At 74.5% G+C, this 18,721-nt stretch carries 16 protein-coding genes; 10 read left to right on the plus strand and 6 right to left on the minus strand.

From position 1 onward, the window contains the following. Positions 1–57: 57 nt before the first annotated feature. Positions 58–1,071 carry an aldo/keto reductase gene (locus tag C2142_RS08705; protein ID WP_241002459.1) on the plus strand — a complete coding sequence of 338 codons (1,014 nt, stop codon included), beginning with the start codon at positions 58–60 and terminating at the stop codon, positions 1,069–1,071. Between the two features lie 195 nt (positions 1,072–1,266). Further along, positions 1,267–1,872, plus strand: a complete 606-nt coding sequence (locus tag C2142_RS08710) for a TetR family transcriptional regulator (protein ID WP_148641859.1) — start codon at positions 1,267–1,269, stop codon at positions 1,870–1,872. Positions 1,873–1,987: 115 nt separating this feature from the next. On the opposite strand, the gene C2142_RS08715 is transcribed toward C2142_RS08710, so the two are convergent. Next, complete coding sequence (locus C2142_RS08715; protein WP_206670943.1) at positions 1,988–2,887, minus strand: phosphotransferase; 900 nt, start codon at positions 2,885–2,887, stop codon at positions 1,988–1,990. A 241-nt stretch (positions 2,888–3,128) separates the two neighbouring features. Between C2142_RS08715 and C2142_RS08720 the strand changes: the two genes are divergently transcribed. Continuing rightward, entirely contained in the window at positions 3,129–4,034 is a 906-nt protein-coding gene (locus C2142_RS08720) for an ADP-ribosylglycohydrolase family protein (protein WP_148641860.1), read from the plus strand. 141 nt (positions 4,035–4,175) lie between these two features. Here C2142_RS08720 and C2142_RS08725 read toward each other — a convergent pair whose 3' ends face one another. Next, positions 4,176–4,442 (minus strand): GlsB/YeaQ/YmgE family stress response membrane protein, encoded by a 267-nt coding sequence (locus C2142_RS08725; RefSeq protein ID WP_148641861.1) that lies wholly within the window; start codon positions 4,440–4,442, stop codon positions 4,176–4,178. 138 nt (positions 4,443–4,580) lie between these two features. Between C2142_RS08725 and C2142_RS08730 the strand changes: the two genes are divergently transcribed. Continuing rightward, positions 4,581–5,819: a glycosyltransferase gene (locus tag C2142_RS08730; RefSeq protein WP_148641862.1), complete on the plus strand. Its 1,239-nt coding sequence runs from the start codon at positions 4,581–4,583 to the stop codon at positions 5,817–5,819. Positions 5,820–5,893: 74 nt separating this feature from the next. Here C2142_RS08730 and C2142_RS08735 read toward each other — a convergent pair whose 3' ends face one another. The 4 genes from C2142_RS08735 to C2142_RS08750 form a co-directional block, all read right to left on the minus strand. Continuing rightward, positions 5,894–7,417, minus strand: coding sequence for an NCS1 family nucleobase:cation symporter-1 (locus C2142_RS08735; protein WP_148642287.1), 1,524 nt, complete (start codon positions 7,415–7,417; stop codon positions 5,894–5,896). Positions 7,418–7,431: 14 nt separating this feature from the next. Next, positions 7,432–8,511 (minus strand): TIGR03842 family LLM class F420-dependent oxidoreductase, encoded by a 1,080-nt coding sequence (locus tag C2142_RS08740; RefSeq protein WP_148641863.1) that lies wholly within the window; start codon positions 8,509–8,511, stop codon positions 7,432–7,434. Between the two features lie 167 nt (positions 8,512–8,678). Next, a complete protein-coding gene (gene hydA / locus C2142_RS08745) occupies positions 8,679–10,091 on the minus strand; it encodes a dihydropyrimidinase (protein ID WP_148641864.1) in 1,413 nt (470 codons plus the stop codon). 14 nt (positions 10,092–10,105) lie between these two features. After that, entirely contained in the window at positions 10,106–10,948 is an 843-nt protein-coding gene (locus tag C2142_RS08750) for a nitrilase-related carbon-nitrogen hydrolase (protein WP_148641865.1), read from the minus strand. 406 nt (positions 10,949–11,354) lie between these two features. Between C2142_RS08750 and C2142_RS08755 the strand changes: the two genes are divergently transcribed. The 6 genes from C2142_RS08755 to C2142_RS08780 all read left to right on the plus strand — a co-directional run bounded on the left by C2142_RS08755 (position 11,355) and on the right by C2142_RS08780 (position 18,628). Further along, the gene (locus C2142_RS08755) at positions 11,355–14,576 is read left to right on the plus strand and encodes a hypothetical protein (RefSeq protein WP_162002426.1); all 3,222 of its coding nucleotides are present in this window, start codon (positions 11,355–11,357) and stop codon (positions 14,574–14,576) included. A 308-nt stretch (positions 14,577–14,884) separates the two neighbouring features. Beyond that, complete coding sequence (locus C2142_RS08760; RefSeq protein ID WP_148641867.1) at positions 14,885–15,436, plus strand: cysteine dioxygenase family protein; 552 nt, start codon at positions 14,885–14,887, stop codon at positions 15,434–15,436. Further along, a complete protein-coding gene (locus C2142_RS08765; protein WP_148641868.1) occupies positions 15,430–15,816 on the plus strand; it encodes a rhodanese-like domain-containing protein in 387 nt (128 codons plus the stop codon). The genes C2142_RS08760 and C2142_RS08765 overlap by 7 nt, the downstream gene beginning before the upstream one ends. Positions 15,817–16,048: 232 nt before the next feature. Further along, positions 16,049–17,296 carry an ATP-binding cassette domain-containing protein gene (locus tag C2142_RS08770; RefSeq protein WP_148641869.1) on the plus strand — a complete coding sequence of 416 codons (1,248 nt, stop codon included), beginning with the start codon at positions 16,049–16,051 and terminating at the stop codon, positions 17,294–17,296. Then, complete coding sequence (locus C2142_RS08775) at positions 17,286–17,954, plus strand: ABC transporter permease (RefSeq protein ID WP_148641870.1); 669 nt, start codon at positions 17,286–17,288, stop codon at positions 17,952–17,954. Before C2142_RS08770 ends, C2142_RS08775 begins: the two co-directional genes overlap by 11 nt. Then, positions 17,951–18,628, plus strand: coding sequence for an ABC transporter permease (locus C2142_RS08780; protein WP_148641871.1), 678 nt, complete (start codon positions 17,951–17,953; stop codon positions 18,626–18,628). Before C2142_RS08775 ends, C2142_RS08780 begins: the two co-directional genes overlap by 4 nt. The last annotated feature ends 93 nt before the right edge of the window (positions 18,629–18,721 follow it).

Below are 18,721 nucleotides of genomic sequence, written 5' to 3' on the forward strand. Positions count from 1 at the left end.
GGAACTCGGCCGCCCACCACCTCCGGCCACCCTCCCCTCCCCTGTCAGGAGCACCCCGTGTCCACCTCCCCCCGGATCCGCCGGCGCGCCCTCGGCTCCACCGGCCTCACCACCTCCGCCCTCGGCCTCGGCTGCATGGGCATGTCGGACCTCTACGGCCCGGCCGACGAGACGGAGAGCGTCGCCACCATCCACGCCGCACTCGACGCAGGCGTCACCCTGCTCGACACCGGCGACTTCTACGGCATGGGCCACAACGAGCTGCTGATCCACGACGCGCTGCGCGGCCGTGACCGCGGCAGTGTCCGGATCAGCGTGAAGTTCGGCGCCCAGCGCGGGCCGGACGGCCAGTGGCTCGGCTACGACGCCCGGCCGGCCGCCACCAAGACCGCCCTCGCCTACACCCTGCGCCGCCTGCGCACCGACTACATCGACGTCTACCGCCCGGCCCGCCTCGACCAGAACGTCCCGGTCGAGGAGACCGTCGGAGCGATCGCCGACCTGGTCAAGGCCGGCTACGTCCGCCACATCGGCCTCTCCGAGGTCGGCGCCGACACGCTGCGCCGCGCCGCCGCCGTCCACCCGATCAGCGACCTCCAGATCGAGTACTCGCTCCTCTCGCGTTCGGTCGAGGACGAGATCCTCCCCACCGCACGCGAGCTGGGCATCGGCGTCACCGCGTACGGGGTGCTGTCGCGCGGCCTGCTCAGCGGCCACTGGAACAACGACCGTGCTCTCTCCGGCACGGACTTCCGTGGCCACAGCCCTCGCTTCCAGGGCGACAACCTCACCCACAACCTCAACCTCGTCGAGGCGCTGCGCGCGGTCGCCGCCGAGCGGGGCGCCAGTGTCGCCCAGGTCGCGATCGCGTGGGTCGCCTCGCGCGGCGAGGACATCGTGCCGCTGGTCGGCGCCCGCCGCCGTGACCGGCTCGCCGAGGCCCTCGGCGCCCTGGACGTCACGCTCACCGAGTCGGACCTCGCCGCCATCGAGGCCGCCGTCCCGGCCGGGTCCGCCGCCGGGGACAGGTACGCTGCCGCTCAGATGGCCCACCTCGACAGCGAGCGCTGACCGCGGCACCCGCCCCGGCCGCCGGTCCGCCGCCGGGGCCGGGCGGTCACCGCACCACAGGCGCACCCGGACCGGCCCGTACCACCCCCGCACCACAGCCCCACCGCACGACCGCACGACCGCACCACCGGGCCGGCCGCGCCACCCCGTCAGCCGCACACCGCCAGCCGCACCACCGTTAGGACGTACCTCCCCGTGACCACGGACAGCGCACTCACCCCCGAGCAGATCCTGAGCGCGACGGAGGACGTCCTCAGGCGGTTCGGACCGGCCAAGGCGACGGTCGTGGACGTCGCCCGGACCCTCGGTGTCAGCCACAGCAGCGTCTACCGGTTCTTCCCGAGCAAGGCGGCGCTGCGCGAGGCCGTCACCCAGCGCTGGCTCGACCAGGCCCACCACGACCTGCAGTCCATCGCCGCCACGCCCGGGTCGGCCGTCGACCGGCTGCACCGCTGGCTGGAGACGCTGTTCGCCGCCAAGCGGCGGAAGGCGCTCGACGACCCGCAACTGTTCGCGACGTACATGACGCTGGTCTCGGAGAACAGCAGCACCGTCGAGAAGCACCTCGACACCCTGATCGGGCAGATCGGGCAGATCGTCCAGGACGGTGTCGGGTCCCGGGAGTTCAGGCCCGCCGACACGGCCTCGACGGCCCGCGCCGTCTTCGAGGCGACCGCCCACTTCCACGACCCCGCGTACGCTCCCGAGTGGGCCGGCCCGAACGCCGGGGAGCGCTTCGAAGCCCTCTGGACGCTCATCCTCGGCGGTCTTCGCGCCCATGAGGACCCGTCCGGCAGGTGATCACCCGGAGGGTTCGCGCGGCCCGGCGGTCGGCGACGCTTCCACACGCGCCAGGGTCGCAGCCCGACGGTCAGCGGCGCGTCCGCGCGCCCGGGGAAGGCGCCGGGCCGGGCACTCAGAGTCCGGCGAGCGCGGCCAGGCGGATCGCCTCGTCCTCGGACAGCGACCGGATCGGCTCGCCGGTCACGACCTGCCGCTTGGACTTCCACCCCCGCAGCCAGAGGCCGGTCGCCCAGCTCACTTCGAGCTCGTCGCGTCCGAACCGCCGGCCGGCCACGTCCTGGTATGCCGAGAGGAACGCCGCCGACTCCTCCACGGCCGGGGCCACATAGGCTGCGGCGATGCCCACGACAACGGCCTCGGTGTCCACGATCGCACTGTCCCAGTCGTACGCGACGTAGAGCTCCTCACCGCGCCAGCGGAAGTTGTTCCGGTGCCAGTCGCCGTGGCCGACGACCTTCGGCGCCCGCCAGCCGGCGATCCGTTCGTGCGCACCCTTCCCGGCCCGTTCGAGCCAGTCCGGACCGGCCACCGAGTGGAAGGGACGGTCGACGTCCTCGGCGGTCGACCACACTCCGGGCCCGTCGTGGTCCCAGCGGTTCCAGGACGGCTTGGGTTCGAGGTCGACGCGCGGGGCCATCGGGGCGGCGATGCGCACCATCGCTTCGAGCGCCGACGCGAACGGCCGCGGATCACGCCCCGGGGACGGGAGTTCGCCGCCTCCCCCGACCAGCGATTCGACGGTGGCGGTCCACCGCCCGAACGGGGTGGGCGGCAGCACCGGCGCGGGAGCCGGAAAGCCGGCGGCGTGCAGGAGGCTCTGGACGGCGAAGCAGCCTTCGAGGCGGGCGGCCGGCTCGCGGACCTTGATGACGACCTCCCGGCCGTCGGCGAGGAGGACGCCGGTCACGGCCCCGAGCCGACCGCTCCGGAAGCGCTCGGCCGCGATCCTCGATCCGAGGTGCTGCGAGCACCACTCGTCGAGCATCCGGCCATCGACACGGGGGAAGTCCATGGTTCGGACCCTACTCATCGATTTAGAACCGTCACAAGATCAGTTGTCGGACAGCCCCTGGCACCCGCCGCAGAGTCACGCCAGGGCATCCCTTCCGGGCCCCGCCCGCCAGGGACGCGCCACAGGCCCGCGCCCCGCAGGCCCGGCCGGCGGTAAATCCACTCACCGGTAAATCCACTCGCCGGCCCGCACCACGACCCGGCAGACTGGCGCACACAGTTGATCTCACCTGGAGGATGACATGCGCGCCACCGTTGCCACCCTGGACAGCCTGCAGGGGCTCGCCCTCGGGGACGCCTTCGGCGACCGCTGGTTCTCCGTCCCCCCGGACGAGGCGCCCGCCGCCCTGACGGCCCGGCTGCCCCGCCCGGCACCCTGGCACTGGACCGACGACACCGCGATGGCGCTCGTCCTGGTCCGGCACCTGGTCCGCAACGGCGAGGTGGTGCAGGACGCGCTGGCCGGGGAGTTCGCCGAGGAGTACGCCGCCGAGTACGGCCGCAAGTACGGGCCGTCGATGCACGGCGTGCTGCGCGACATCGGTGCCGGCGCCGACTGGCGGACCGTCACCGCGCAGCAGTTCGGCGGCCAGGGCTCGTACGGGAACGGCGCCGCGATGCGGGTCGCGCCGCTCGGCGCCTGGTTCGCCGACGACCTCGACACCGTCGCCCGGCAGGCCGAACTGCAGGCGCTCACCACGCACTTCCACCCGGAGGCGGTGACGGGCGCGGTCGCGGTCGCCCTCGCGGCGGCGCTCGCCGCCCGCAGCCGCGGCGGCCGCCCGCCGGGGCGGGCCGAGCTGCTGACCGAGGTGGCCGGCCGGCTGCCCGACAGCGATGTCCGCTCCGGGCTGCGGACCGCCGCCCGCCTGCCCGGGCACACCTCCGTCCGGCACGCCGCGACCGTCCTCGGCTCGGGCCTCCAGATCTCCGCGCCGGACACCGTCCCGTTCGCACTCTGGTCCGCCGCGGGGCAGTTGGACTCCCTGCCCGAGGCGATCTGGCAGACCCTGGAGGGCTGGGGCGACATGGACACCACCTGCGCGATCGCGGCCGGCGTGGTCGCCGCCCGGACCGGCCTCACCGGCGTGCCCGCCGCCTGGCCGGCCGCCCGCGAGGACCTGCCCGGCTGGGTCGCCGAGGTCTGACGCGGCCGGGATCCACCCGGCCGGGCCCGGCCCGACGTGGGCCCGGCGTCTGCCGGTGGCCGGCGTCAAGTCGGCGGCCGGCGTCGGCCCGTGACCGGCGTCAGATCGGTGACCGGCGTCAGGTCGGCAGCAGGCGTCAGGTCAGCGGCGGGAGTTGCCGAAGAGGATCCGGTACAGCACCAGCAGCACCAGCGCCCCGCCGATCGCCGACACCCAGGTGGCCAGGTCGAAGAAGTGCGTGGCCACCGGGCGGTGCAGGAAGTGCGAGGAGATCCAGCCGCCCACGAAGGAGCCGGCGATGCCGATCAGGGTGGTCACCACCAGACCGCCCGGGTCCCGGCCCGGCAGCAGCAGCTTGGCCAGGGCTCCGGCCACCAGGCCCAACACGATCCACGCGACGATGCCCATACGTCCTCCCGCCCTCCTGCGACGGCGGCCCCGTCCGGACCGCCCTGCCGCGAAGGACGCACCCGTGCGCCCCCGCGGTTCCCGTGCGCCGGGCGTGGCACCCGCCACCGGCGCGGCACGCGCCGCGATACTGCGGCCATGCGCATCCTGATCGCCACCGCCGGCTCGCGGGGCGACGTCGCCCCCTTCACCGGGCTCGGCGCCCGGCTCCGCGCAGCCGGCCACCAGGTCGCCGTCGCGACCCACGACACCTTCGCCGGCCCCGTCCGCGCGGCCGGGCTGGAGTTCCGCGCCCTGCCCGTCGACCCGCGTGCCGAACTGGCCTCCACCGCCGGCCAGCGTCTCCTCCGGGCCGGCGCCGGACCAATCGCCGTCCTCCAACTTCTGCGCCTGGGACGGTCCTTCATACCGGCCCTCGGCGACGGCATCGCTGCGGCGACCGAGCAGGGCGCCGACCTCCTCCTGACCACCAGCACCACCTCCGCACTCGGCCAGGTCGTCGCCGAGGCCGTCGGCATCCCCACCCTCGGCCTCTACCTCCAACCCCTCTCCCCCACGAGGGAGTTCGCTCCCGCCGTCACCGGCACCCGGTCGCTGGGCCGCACCGGGAACCTGCTCGCCGGCCACGCCGTCCAGGCCGCCACCGACCGCCTCTTCGCCCCCGCGGTGCGCCGGCTCCGGCGCCGGCTGGGCCTGCCGGCGCACGGCGTCGCGCGGTCCCGGCGTCACCACCCCGTCCTGCACGGCTTCTCCCCCGCCGTCGTCCCGCGCCCCGCCGACTGGCGCCCCGGCCTGGACGTAGCCGGCTACTGGTGGCCCCACCCCGACCCCGGCTGGCAACCCCCGCCCGAACTGGCCGACTTCCTCGCCGCCGGCCCGCCACCCGTCTTCGTCGGCTTCGGCAGCCTGGTCGTCCCCGACCCGGAGCGCGTCACCGCCACCGTCCTCGCCGCCGTACGGACGGCCCGCGTCCGCGCCGTCGTCCAGTCCGGCTGGAGCGGCCTGGCCGCACCGGACGGCGAGACCGTCCTCACCATCGGCGACGCCCCGCACGAGTGGCTCTTCCCGCGCACGGCCGCCGTCGTCCACCACGCGGGCGCCGGGACCACCGCCGCCACCCTCCGCTCCGGCACGCCCGCCGTCCCCGTCCCCGCCCAGCTCGACGCACCCTTCTGGGCCGCGCGCCTCACCCGCCTCGGCGTCTCCCCCGGGCCGGTCCCCCTCCCGGCCCTCACGTCGGCCCGCCTGGCCGCGGCGATCCGGCAGGCCGTCGACGACCCCCGCCACCGCACCCGCGCCCGGGCGGTCGCGGCGGCCCTCCGCGGGGAGGACGGCACCGCCAAGGTCCTCGCCGCCGTCGACCGCCTCACCGGCTGAACCACGCCCCGCCGAACCACGCCCCGCCGACCCCGGCCCGGGCGGGCACCGTCCGGGCGGGCACCGTTGGAGCGTCAGTCCCGCCGGCCGCGCCCCGTCGTCACGGTGAGTGCCGTGTAGAGGGCCAGGGACGAGGCGACGCCGACGGCCCAGCCGTAGTCGGCGAGGGGCTTGAGGAGCGGAACGAGGCCGTCCGCCGGGAACGGGCCGCCGTAGGAGCCGCCGACGGCGAGGAGGCCGCCGGCCAGCAGGGCGACGACGGCGCGCCAGTTCCAGCCGGCCGTGTACCAGTACGCGCCGTGCGGGCGGTAGAGGTCGGCGAGGTGGAGCCGGGTGCGGCGCAGCAGCCAGTAGTCGGCGATGAGGATGCCGGCGACGGTGCCGAGCAGGCCGCCGACGACGCCGAGCCAGGTGAAGATGTAGACGTGCGGGTCGGAGATCAGCTTCCAGGGGAAGACCGCGATCCCGACGACGCCCGTGACCAGCGCCCCGGTACGGAAGTCGACGAGGCGGGGCAGCAGGTTGGCGAGGTCGTAGGCGGGTGAGACGACGTTGGCGGCGATGTTGACCGACAGGGTCGCGACGAGGACGGTCAGCAGCGCGAACAGGATGCCGGCCGGGTTCTCCATCTTGGCGGCGAGCGCGATCGGGTCCCAGACGGGTTCGCCGTAGACGGCCTGGGAGCCGGAGGTGACCAGGACGGAGAGCAGCGCGAAGAGGGTCATCGTCGTCGGCAGGCCGAGGGCCTGGCCGCGGATCTGGGCGCGCTGGCTGCCGCCGAAGCGGGTGAAGTCCGGGATGTTGAGGGAGAGGGTCGACCAGAACCCGATCATGCCCATGAGCGCGGGGAAGAAGACCTTCCAGAAGTCGCCGTCCCAGCCGAGCCTGGAGGGCTGGTCGAGCAGCGGGCCGAAGCCGCCGGCCTTGACGGTGATCCAGGCGAGCAGGGCGAGGGCGCCGACGATGACGAAGGGCGCGGCCCAGTTCTCGAACCGGCGCAGGGTCTCCATGCCGCGGGCGATGACGGCCATCTCGACCAGCCAGAACAGCAGGAAGGAGAGCCACTGCGTCCACGGGTAGCCGCCGAACTCGGCCGCGGTTCGCCAGGATTCGCCGAGGAGCTTGCCGGCGAGCAGGAAGATGCCCTCGCCGCCGATCCAGGTCTGGATGCCGAACCAGGCGCAGGCGACGGCGGCCCGCAGGAGGGCGGGCAGGTTGGCGCCGCGCAGGCCGAAGGCGGCGCGGGCGAAGACCGGGAACGGGATGCCGTACTTGGTGCCGGCATAGCCGGTGAGCAGCATCGGCGCGAGCACGATGAGGTTGGCCAGGGCGATGGTGAGGACGGCCTGTTTCCAGTCCATGCCGAGCGCGACGAGACCGGAGGCGAGGGTCCAGGAGGGGATGTTGTGGGCCATGCCGACCCAGAGGGCGAGGAAGTTGTAGGTGGTCCAGGTCCGGCGGGCGACGGGGACGGGGCGCAGGTCGTCGTTGGTGTAGCCGTTGGCGGGCAGGGCCGGGGCGGCCGGGTCCAACTCGACCCGGCCGTCGGCGTGCCGGAGTTGCGGCCCCGGCCCGTCGGCCGGGGCGCCGTCCCCTATCTCGGCGGTCCCGGTCACGGGCGGTCGCCTTCGCGGTCGCCTTCGCGGTCGCCTTGGCGGTCGGCTTCGCGGTCGGCTTCGCGCAGTCGGGGGATGACGTCGGTTCCGTAGGCGTCGATGGTGGCTTCGACGGCGTCGTGCATGGCGTAGACGGCGAACTGGTCGACGCCGAGGGCGCGGAGCCGGTGGAGGCGTTCGAGCTGGGCGGCGGGCGGGCCGATGAGGCAGAAGCGGTCGACGATCTCGTCGGGGACGAAGGCGGTGTCGGGGTTCCCCGCCCGGCCGTGGTGGCTGTAGTCGTAGCCCTGGCGGCCCTTGATGTATTCGGTGAGGGCGTCGGGGACGAGGGCGGAGTGCTCTCCGTAGTGGGTGACGAGGTCGGCGACGTGGTTGCCGACCATGCCGCCGAACCAGCGGCACTGTTCGCGGGCGTGGGCGAGGGCCTGCGGGGAGTCGTCGGGGGTGACGTAGGCGGGGGCGGCGACGCAGATGGTGAGGCTGCCGGGGTCGCGGCCGGCCTCGGCCGCGGCCTTGCGGACGGCCTTGATCATGTACTCGGTGAGGTACGGGTCGGCGAGCTGGAGGATGAAGCCGTCGGCCTGACGACCGGTCAGAGCCAGCGCCTTGGGCCCGTACGCGCCCATCCAGACGGGCAGCCGGGCGCCGTCGCCGACCCAGGGCAGGTGCATGTCGGTGCCGTCCACCTCGACGGTGCGGCCCTCGGCCAGCTCCTTGATGGCGTGCATGGCCTCGGAGAGCCGGGCGAGGGTGGCGGGGTGGCGCCCGGCGACGCGCATCGCGGAGTCGCCGCGGCCGATGCCGCAGACGGTGCGGTTGCCGTACATGTCGTTGAGGGTGGCGAAGAGGGAGGCGGTGACCTCCCAGGTGCGGGTGGAGGGGTTGGTGACCATCGGGCCGACGGTCAGCCCCGTCGTCTCGGCGAGGATCCGGCTGTAGACGACGAAGGGCTCCTGCCACAGGACGCAGGAGTCGAAGGTCCAGCCGTGGGTGAAGCCGGCCTGCTCGGCGCGGATCATCCGGTCGATGAGCAGGCGGGCGGGCGGGTCGGTCTGCAGGACGAGGCCGATGTCCATGAGGTCTCCAGGGGCGTCGGGGGCGGAGGGTCTGCCCGGTGGTTGCCGGTGAGGGTGAGGGGTGTGCCCGGGGTTGCCGGGGTGTTCCGGCCCGGGGTTGCCGGGCACGGGTCCGGGGAACGCCGGACCCGGGGCCGGAGGACCGGCCCCGAGCGGCGTGGCGGAGGTCAGACGAGGTACTGGCAGGTGTCGCGGCGCAGGAAGGTGCCGTGGCCGGCGCGGCCGAGCCACCGGCCGTCGTCGAGGACGACGGTGCCGCGGGAGAGCACCGTCCTGGCGCGGCCGGTGAGCCGGCGGCCCTCGTAGGCCGAGTAGTCGACGTTCATGTGGTGGGTGGCGGCGGAGACGGTCTGCACGGCCGTGGGGTCATAGACGACCAGGTCGGCGTCGGCGCCGGGGGCGATGGTGCCCTTGCGCGGGTGGAGGCCGAACATCCGGGCCGGGGTGGTGCAGGCGATCTCGATCCAGCGGCGGCGGCTGAGGCGCCCGTCGACGACGGCCTGGTGGAGGAGGTCCATGCGGTTCTCCACGCCGGGCAGGCCGTTGGGGATCCTGGAGAAGTCGCCGCGGCCGAGCTCCTTCTGGCCCACGTAGCAGAACGGGCAGTGGTCGGTGGAGACCACCTGGAGGTCGTTGGTGCGCAGGCCGCGCCAGAGCGCCTCCTGGTGCTCGCGGGGGCGCAGCGGGGTGCTGCACACGTACTTGGCGCCCTCGAAGCCGTCGGCGCCCTCCTCGGCGAGGTTGTCGGTGGAGAGGAAGAGGTATTGGGGGCAGGTCTCGCCGAAGACGTTGAGGCCGTCGTCGCGGGCGCGGGCGAGTTCGGCGAGCGCCGAGGCGGCGGAGACGTGGACGACGTAGAGGGGGCTGCCGGCGACCTGGGCGAGCTTGATGGCGCGGTGCGTGGCCTCGGCTTCCAGGAGTTCGCGGCGGACCTCGCCGTGGTACCGGGGGGCGGTCCGGCCGGCGGCGAGGGCCTGTTCGACCAGGACGTCGATGGCGATGCCGTTCTCCGCGTGCATCATGGTCAGCCCGCCGTTGGCGGCGCCGCGCTGCATGGCGCGCAGGATGCGGCCGTCGTCGCTGTAGAAGACGCCGGGGTAGGCCATGAAGAGCTTGAAGGAGGTGGACTCGCCGGAGTCGACGAGGGCGTCCATCTCCTTGAGGACGCCGTCGTTGACGTCGGAGACGATGGTGTGGAACGCGTAGTCGACGGCGCAGTTGCCGTCGGCCTTGGCGTGCCAGGCGTCGAGGCCTTCGCGCAGGGAGCCGCCGACGGGCTGGACGGCGAAGTCGACGATGGTGGTGGTGCCGCCCCAGGCCGCGGCGCGGGTGCCGGTCTCGAAGGTGTCGGAGGCGGCGGTGCCGCCGAAGGGCAGCTCCATGTGGGTGTGGGCGTCGACGCCGCCGGGGATGACGTAGTGGCCGGTGGCGTCGATGACGGTGTCGGCGGTCCAGGCCCGGGCGGCGTCGCTGCCGGTGGCGGCGAGGGCGGCGATGCGTTCGCCCTCGACGAGGACGTCGGCGTGGAGTTCGTCGGCGGCGGTGATGACGAGGCCGCCGCGGATCACAGTACGGCTCACAGCGTTCGCCCTCCTCAGGCCTCGGTCAGGGGTCCGTAGGCCTCGGGGCGGCGGTCGCGGTAGAACGCCCACTGTTGGCGGACCTCTTCGATGAGGCCGAGGTCGAGGTCGCGGACGACGAGCTCCTCCTCCTTGTCGGAGGCGACGTCGCCGACGAACTGGCCGCGCGGGTCGACGAAGTAGGAGGTGCCGTAGAAGTCGTTGTCGCCGTACTCCTCGGTGCCGACGCGGTTGATCGCGGCGACGAAGTACTCGTTGGCGACGGCGGCGGCGGGCTGTTCGAGCTGCCAGAGGTAGGCGGAGAGGCCGCGGCTGGTGGCGGAGGGGTTGTAGACGATCTGGGCGCCGGCCAGGCCGAGGGCGCGCCAGCCCTCGGGGAAGTGGCGGTCGTAGCAGATGTAGACGCCGACCTTGCCGACGGCGGTGTCGAAGACGGGCCAGCCGAGGTTGCCGGGCTTGAAGTAGTACTTCTCCCAGAAGCCCTTGACCTGGGGGATGTGGTGCTTGCGGTACTTGCCGAGGTAGCGGCCGTCGGCGTCGATCACGGCGGCGGTGTTGTAGTAGACGCCGGGCTGATCCTCCTCGTAGACGGGGACGACCACGACCAGGCCGAGTTCCCGGGCGAGGTCCTGCATCCGGCGGACGGTGGGGCCGTCGGGGACGGCCTCGGCCCAGCGGTAGTGCTCGGGCTCCTGGACCTGACAGAAGTAGGGGGCGTTGAAGACCTCCTGGAATCCGATGATCCCGGCTCCCTGGGCGGCGGCCTCGCGGGCGTACCGCTCGTGGAGGGCGATCATCGTCTCCTGGTCTCCGGTCCACCGGGTCTGGACGAGGGCGGCGCGGACGATCTGCGACATGGGTACCTCCGCAACTCCGCGGCCCGGCCGGGGGGTCGGGCCTGCGGTCTGAGGGTTGGCGGGGCGGTTCTGCCTGCGGGTTGACGCGTGTGTCGACGACGCATCTACGTGCGTAGAACGTGGTGCGTAGACCGTAGGCCCGGCCTCGGTGGCCTGACAATACGTCGGGCGCAACGCGGCTGGGGCGATCTTGTTACGCGGACACGCGGGGGCGAGTAGATGGGATGAAACGGTCATCTACCCCGCTACCGCTCTCCTTACTCATTCGGGTGAATCCTGTGCGAGGCACTGCGCATCGGGGTAGAACGCGCCATGATGCTGCTCCGGTGCGTTACCAGGCAGTGGCCGACAGTGATCCGCGCCGCCCGGGCGGCCGGGTCCCGGGGTGCACGGGGAGGTGGGTGTGGTGGCGGTGTCCGAGGAGTCCTCCGCTCTCGTTCCGCGCCCGGTCCCGCCCTGGGCCGGGGTGCTGCTCGCGCTCGGCGTGCCCGTACCGCTCGCGCTGGGGTGGCTGCTCTTCCACCACTGGGCGCCGTCGGTACGGGGTGTGGCACTGCAGCTGGCCGGCACCCGGGAGGCCGCCTGGGCCGTGGCCGGCGGGCAGCCCGCCGCGTACCGGGCGGCACTGGCGGCCGGCTGGTGGCTGCTCGGCGGCTGCACCCTGACGCTCGCCGCGGCCGGGCTGCTGGGCCGGTACGTGCTCACCCGGCCGCACTGGCGGCTCACCGCACTCGCCGGGGGCGGCGCCGGGCTGCTCGCGGGCGCCTGCGGCCTCGCGGGGAACGCCCTGCTGGGCAGCCGGCTCGACGGGCTGGACGGGCTGGACCGGTTTGGCGGGCCGGGCGGGCTCCGGGCACCCGGTGCCGGCACCGGCTCCGACACCCCGTTCGCCGCCGCGTCCGCACTCGCCACCGTCATGTGGCTGCTGCTCCTGCCGGCCGGGGCCATCGCCGTGGTCGTCGTCACCGCCACCCTCCACCGCGCATTGCGCGGCGTGTTCCGGCGCCCGCCCGAGACCGCCACCGGGCGCACCGGGGCCCCGGACCCTCCCGGGACCCCTGGCGTTCCCGGGGCCGCCGGCGCTCCCGGGGCGGAGGCGCCCGCACTGGTCCCGCCCTGGCCGGTGGCCACCGCCCGCGGCGGGCACTGGCCGACCGGCCGCCGCACGCACCCCCCGCTCGACCACCGGGCCCGCTGGCGCAACGGCGCCGTGGTGCCGCCCGGCCGCGAGCACGCCCGGCTGGGGTTCTGCGTCTCCGGCGGCGGCATCCGGTCCGCCTGCATCACCCTGGGCGCTCTCCAGTCGCTGCGCCCCTGGCTGAAGGAGGCCCGGTACCTGGTCTCCGTCTCCGGCGGCGGCTACACCGTCGGCGCACTGCAACTGGCGCTCAGCGACGCGGCGCCCGGCGGCCCGGTGCGCGCCGTCTCCGGCCTGACGGCGGACGACGTCCTGGAGCCCGGCTCCCCGGAGGAGGACCACCTGCGCCGGAACGCCAAGTACCTGGCGGACGGCACCGGGCAGTGGCTGGTCGCCCTCGGGACACTGCTGCGCGGCCTGGTCGCGGCGCTCACCCTGCTGCTCGCCGCCGTCCTGGTGCTCGGCCTCGGGCTCAGCCGCTTCTACCATCTCGTGCCACTGGCCGACCTGGACGGCCTGGCCGCGGTCGGCCTGCGCACCGGCGGGGGCGGCCCGCCCGGCCCGTTCGCCGTCCGCGAGCCGGCCCTCCTGGCGCTGCTCGGACTGCTCGCGGCCGGCGTCGCCTGCTGGCTGCTCTGGCTGCTGGTCTTCTCGCTGCTCGGCTGGAACACCCTGCTGCCGCGCACGCTGCGCCTGCTCTCGTACGGCGCGCTGGCACTGGCGGCGCTGCTGGCCGCCGGGGTGCTGGTGGTGCCCGGGCTGGCCTGGGCCGCGGTCCGGCTCCAGGAGTCGCTCTCGGTCGGCGCGCGGCAGACCGGTGCGGGGCTCAGCCTCACCGTCCTGCTCAGCTACCTGGCGCTGCTGCTCGGCATCCTGTGGCACGGGCGCCGCGCCGTCGAGCAGGGCGCGGCGGCACTCGGCGGGCTGATGCACGACGCCAGGCGCCTCGGCGGCGGGCTGGGCGGCCGGATCACCGAGTACCTGCTGGTCTGGTCGGCACTGGCCGCGCTGTCGGCCGGCGCACTGCTCGCCCTCGGCTGGGCGGTCGCCACCGGGCACGCCTGGCCCGTCGCCGCGCAGGTGCTGCTGCCGCTCGTGCTCGGGTCGGTCGGGCTCAACCTCGACCAGACCTGGATGGGCCTGCACCCGTTCTACCGGCGCCGGCTCGCCTCCGCGTTCGCCGTCCGCCGCTCCACCGAGGACGGCGAGGTCCTGGCCCGGCCCTACCACTTCTTCCGCGAGCAGACCCGGCTCAGCCACTACGGCGCCCGGCACCCCGGCTTCCCGCAGGTGGTGTTCGCGGCGGCGGCCAACCTGTCCGGCAACTCCCGTACGCCGCCCGGGCGCAGGGCGGTGTCGTTCACCTTCTCGCACGACTACGTGGGCGGGCCGGACGTCGGCTACGCGCGGACCGACCTGCTGGAGCGGCGCACCCGGCGGCACATCGCCCGGGACCTCACCGTGCAGTCCGCGATGGCGGTCTCCGGCGCCGCGTTCTCCTCGGCGATGGGGCGTCAGTCCCGCGCCTACCAGGGCCTGTTCGCCGTCACCAACGCCCGGCTCGGCACCTGGCTGCCCAACCCCGCCGTGCTCGGTCCGCTCTGGGCGGCCGAGCGGGACTGGCGGCGGGCACCACAGCCCGCCGTCCGCCGGCTCCCCTACCAACTGCGCGAGCTGTGCGGGCGGTTCCCGATGGACGACCGGTTCCTGCTCACCACCGACGGCGGCCACTACGAGAACCTCGGGCTGGTCGAGCTGCTCCGGCACGGCGTACGCACCGCGGTCTGCATCGACGCCAGCGGGGACACCTCCTACGCGGCCACCCTGGCGGCGGCGATCACGCTCGCCCGCGAGGAGCTGGGCATCACCATCACCCTGCACGAGCCCGAGCTGCTGATCCCGGGCAGCGCGGGCGGGCAGCCGCTGCGCGGCCTGGCGGCGCGGCTGGCCGACCGGCTCTCCGCCCGGACGGTGATCACCGGCGACATCCACTATCCGGACGCGCTCATCATCGCGGACGAGTACGACGAGGAAGGCGAGGAGGCCAGGCGCGGCGAGGACGGCAGGCACGGCGAGGATGAGGAGAACGACGCGGACCGCCGAGCCCGCGGGGCCTGCGGGGCCTGCGGGGAGCACGGAGGTGGCGGGAGCCACGGCACCCTGATCGTCGTCCAGGCCGTGCTGACCGCCGACATGCCGTACGAGCTGCACTCCTACGCGGTGGCCAACCCGGCCTTCCCCAACGACTCCACCGGCGACCAGTGGTTCGACCACCGGCAGTTCGACGCGTACCAGACGCTCGGGCGCCATCTGGGCGAGCAGGCCGCACCCGTGGTGAAGGCGGCGCTGGCCGGCACCCGCCCGGGCGCGGAGGCCCCCGCGACCCCGCCGCAGGCCCCGCCGGACAGCACGCAGGGCAGCGCGCCGCACATCCCTCCGCCCGCCCCGGCGCCGGCCCCGCCCGCACCCAGGCGCGCCACGCAGGGGTGACGGGCCTCGCTTGACTCGCGCCCTTCCCGTCGGGAAAGATCCGGCGCATGGACTCCGGCACCACTCTGGTCTGCCGCCTGCACGTCGATCTGCGACGCCAGGCGAGTTCCATCTGTGCCTGTTGACCCTGCCTTTCCCCGCCGGTCCCGCCCTGTGACGTCTTCCAGGACCCGCACCGCGCACCCGTACTCCTGACGCGCCCCGCCCGGCGCACCCGTGCCCGTCGGCACCTCCGCGGCCGCACCCGGGTCCGCACCCGAGCACGGCCCCCGCCCTCCACTCGCTCCGCCTTCCCCGAGGACGCCCACATGAGCCTGGACCTCGCCCCCGGCACCGCCGACCCCACAACGTCCGCCGCCACCACCACCGCAGTGGTGGCACCCGCCACCACCGGCGGGGCCCGTGCCCCGCTGACACCCAACGTCCTGCGCGGGATCGTCCGCGAGCTGGCCGAGCAGCCCGACCGGTGGATCCACCACGTCCGCCTCTCCACCGACGAGCGCTGGTACCGCCGGCTGGTGGCCGACGAGGAGCACGAGGTCTGGCTGATCAGCTGGCTGCCCGGCCAGTCCACCGGCTTCCACGACCACGGCGGCTCGCGCGGCGCGTTCACCGTCGCGCTCGGCGAGTTGGAGGAGCTCTCGCTCGGCGGGCCCGAGCAGGGCCTGCTGATCCGCCGGGTGCCCGCCGGCACCACCCGGGCCTTCGGCCCCGAGTACGTGCACGACGTCCGCAACACGGCCTCCGGCCCGGCCGTCACCCTGCACGCCTACTCGCCGCCGCTGAGCTCCATGGCGCACTACGACCTGCGGGCCGGCGGCCTGGTCCGCACCTCCCAGGAAGGACCGGAGCAATGGTGACCACCGTCGACGACCTGGTGGAGCGCGCCCGCGGGGGCGTCCACCGGCCCGGGGCCAGGGAGGCCCGCCAGGCACAGCTGAACGGCGCGCTGCTGGTGGACATCCGGCCGGCGGCGCAGCGGGCGGCCGAGGGGGAGATCCCGGGATCGCTGGTGATCGAGCGCAACGTGCTGGAATGGCGGCTCGATCCGACCGGAAGCCACCGGATCCCGGAGGCGACGGGATACGACGTGGAGGTGGTCGTGGTCTGCTCGGAGGGCTACGCCTCCAGTCTGGCCGCGGCCTCGCTGCGCGAGCTGGGGCTGCACCGGGCGACCGACCTGGACGGTGGCTTCGTCGGCTGGGCGGCCGCCGGACTGCCGACCCGGCCGGGCGGCTGAGGGCCCGCCCGGGTGGTGCGTCAGAGACAGGAGATGATTCAGGTCACAGTCTGATCAGGGTTTCCGCCGGCCCGTTCCTGGGCAGCCACGCGGGCGGAAGAACGTCCGGGCGGTTGATATGACAGACGGACAGCTGCAACACGCACCGTCAACTGTCGACAAGCCGCCACCGACCGACAGACCGCCACCATCGGCGCCGCCACCGCGGGGCGCCGAGACGAGGAAACTCCCCGTGATCAGATTCGACGGCGCCGGCAAGCGCCACCCCGACGGCACCATCGCCGTCGGGGGCCTGGACCTCGACGTGCCCACCGGCCGGATAACCGTGCTGGTCGGCCCGTCCGGCTGCGGCAAGACGACCCTGCTGCGCATGGTCAACCGGATGGTCGAGCCGACCTCGGGCCGGGTGCTGCTGGACGGCACGGACGTCGCCGAGCTGGAGCCCGCCAAGCTGCGCCGCGGCATCGGGTACGTCATCCAGCAGGCCGGGCTCTTCCCGCACCGCAGGGTCATCGACAACATCGCCACCGTCCCCTACCTGCTCGGCTGGGACCGGAAGAAGGCCCGCGCCCGGGCCGCCGAGCTGCTGGAGCTGGTCGGGCTGGCGCCCGAGACCGGCAAGCGGTACCCGTTCCAGCTCTCCGGCGGCCAGCAGCAGCGCGTCGGCGTGGCCCGGGCCCTGGCAGCGGACCCGCCGGTGCTGCTGATGGACGAACCGTTCAGCGCCGTCGACCCGGTGGTCCGCGCGGGGCTCCAGGACGAGCTGCTGCGCCTCCAGTCCGAGCTGCACAAGACGGTGCTGTTCGTGACGCACGACATCGAGGAGGCCGTCCGGCTCGGCGACCAGGTCGTGGTGCTGCGCGAACAGGGCCGGATCGCCCAGCTCGCCGACCCGCACACCCTGCTCACCGCACCCGCCGACGACGACGTGGCCGCCTTCCTCGGCCGCGACCGCGGCCTGCGCGGGCTCGGCCTGCGCCCCGCCTCCGCCGTCACGGTCCGCCCGGTGGCCGACGGGCTGCGCCACGGCGGCTGGGAGTTGGCACTGGACGACCAACGCCGCCCGATCGGCTGGATCGACCGGGACGCGCCCAGCGCCACCCTGCACCCGGCGGCCGGCTACCACCCCGGGACGGACACCCTGCGCAGCGCACTGGACGCCGCCGTCCTCTCCCCCGCCGGGGTCGCCGTCGCGCTGGACGCCGACGGGCGGGCCACCGGGACGGCGAGCCGTGAGGCCGTCCTCGCCGCCCTCACGGACACTCCCGCCGCCGTCACCGGCACCCCCGCCGACCTCCCGGACACGCCCGCCGCCCTCACAGGAACCCCCGTCACGTCGGCGGGTACCCCCGTCAAGTCGGCGGGGACCGTCGTCCAGCCGGCGGCGACCGGCGTCCAGCCCGCGGGGAGCCCCGGGGCGACGGCCGGACCGGACGGCGCCGACCGGGCCGCGACGGACGGGGCCACCGGTGGACGATGAACCGATCGTCCGCTGGTACTGGATCGGCGACCACCTCGGCTACCTCGGCGACCTGCTCGCCGACCACACGGTGATCGCACTGCTCCCGGTGCTGATCGGCCTGCTGCTGGCCGTCCCGCTCGGCCTGGTCTGCACCCGGTACCCCCGGCTCTACCAGCCCTTCGCCGCCGTCTTCAACGTCGTCTACGCACTGCCGTCGGTGGCCGTCTTCGTGCTGCTCATCCCCTACACCGGGCTGGCCACCCAGGCCACCGTGATGATCCCGCTCACCTTCTACGCCGTGGCCGTCCTGCTGCCGACCACGGTGGACGGGCTGCGGGCCGTCCCCGAACCGGTCCGGCAGGCGGCCACCGCGATGGGCTACGGACCCTGGCACCGGCTCGCGGCCGTCGAACTGCCCGCCGCCGTGCCGTACCTGGTGGCCGGTCTGCGGGTGGCGGCGGTCTCCAGCATCTCGCTGGCCAGCGTCGGCGCGCTGATCGGGCGCGGCGGGCTGGGCTACCTGTTCATCGACGGCTTCCAGCGCACCTTCCCGACCCCGATCGTGGCCGGCATCGTGCTGATCGCCGCCCTGGCGCTGGCCGTGGACCTGCTGCTGCTCGGCGCGCGGCGGCTGCTCGCACCGTGGGCCGTCCGGGAGAAGGGGGCGGCCCGGTGAACTGGCTCTCCTGGCTGGGGGACTTCTTCTCCTCCCCGGACCGCCGCAGCGGCCCGGACTCGATCGTGCACCGCGTCACCGAGCACCTGCTGCTCTCCGGCGAGGCGCTGCTCTGTGCGGCCCTGCTGGCCGTCCCGCTCGGCCTGCTGATCGGCTACACCGGGCGCGGCGCCGCCGCCGTCACCTCGCTGGCCGGCGCCGCCCGCGCACTGCCCACACTCGGGCTGGTGACGCTGGCGGTGCTGCTGGCCGGGGTGGGCGACACCGCCGTCCTGCTGCCGCTGATCGCCCTCGCCGCGCCGCCGCTGCTGGTGGCCGCCGTCGAGGGGGTGCGCGGCACCGACCCGGACGTCCGGGACGCCGCGCGCGGAGTCGGGCTGACGCACCCGCAGGTGCTGTGGCAGGTCTGCCTGCCGTCCGCACTGCCGACCCTGCTGGCCGGGTTCCGGACCGCGTCCGTGCAGGTGATCGCAACGGCCACGGTCGCCGCGTACGTCGGCCTCGGCGGCCTCGGCCGGTACGTCATCGACGGGCTGGCCACCCGGGACTACGCCGTCACGGCGGGCGGCGCGCTGCTGGTGGTGCTGCTCGCGGTCGGCGTCCAGCTCTTCTTCGCCCTGCTCACCCGGTACGCGCTCCCGCCCGGGCTGCGCGGCCGGCGCCGGGCCGGCTGATCGTCCCCCACACCCGTGGACGGGCTGATCCTCGTCCACGCCCACGCAACGGCCGCTCCCGCTCACGCCCGGCGGCCGCACCGATCCTCGTTC

This window comes from Streptomyces sp. CB01881 (genome assembly GCF_002953255.1).
Lineage (GTDB): Bacteria > Actinomycetota > Actinomycetes > Streptomycetales > Streptomycetaceae > Kitasatospora.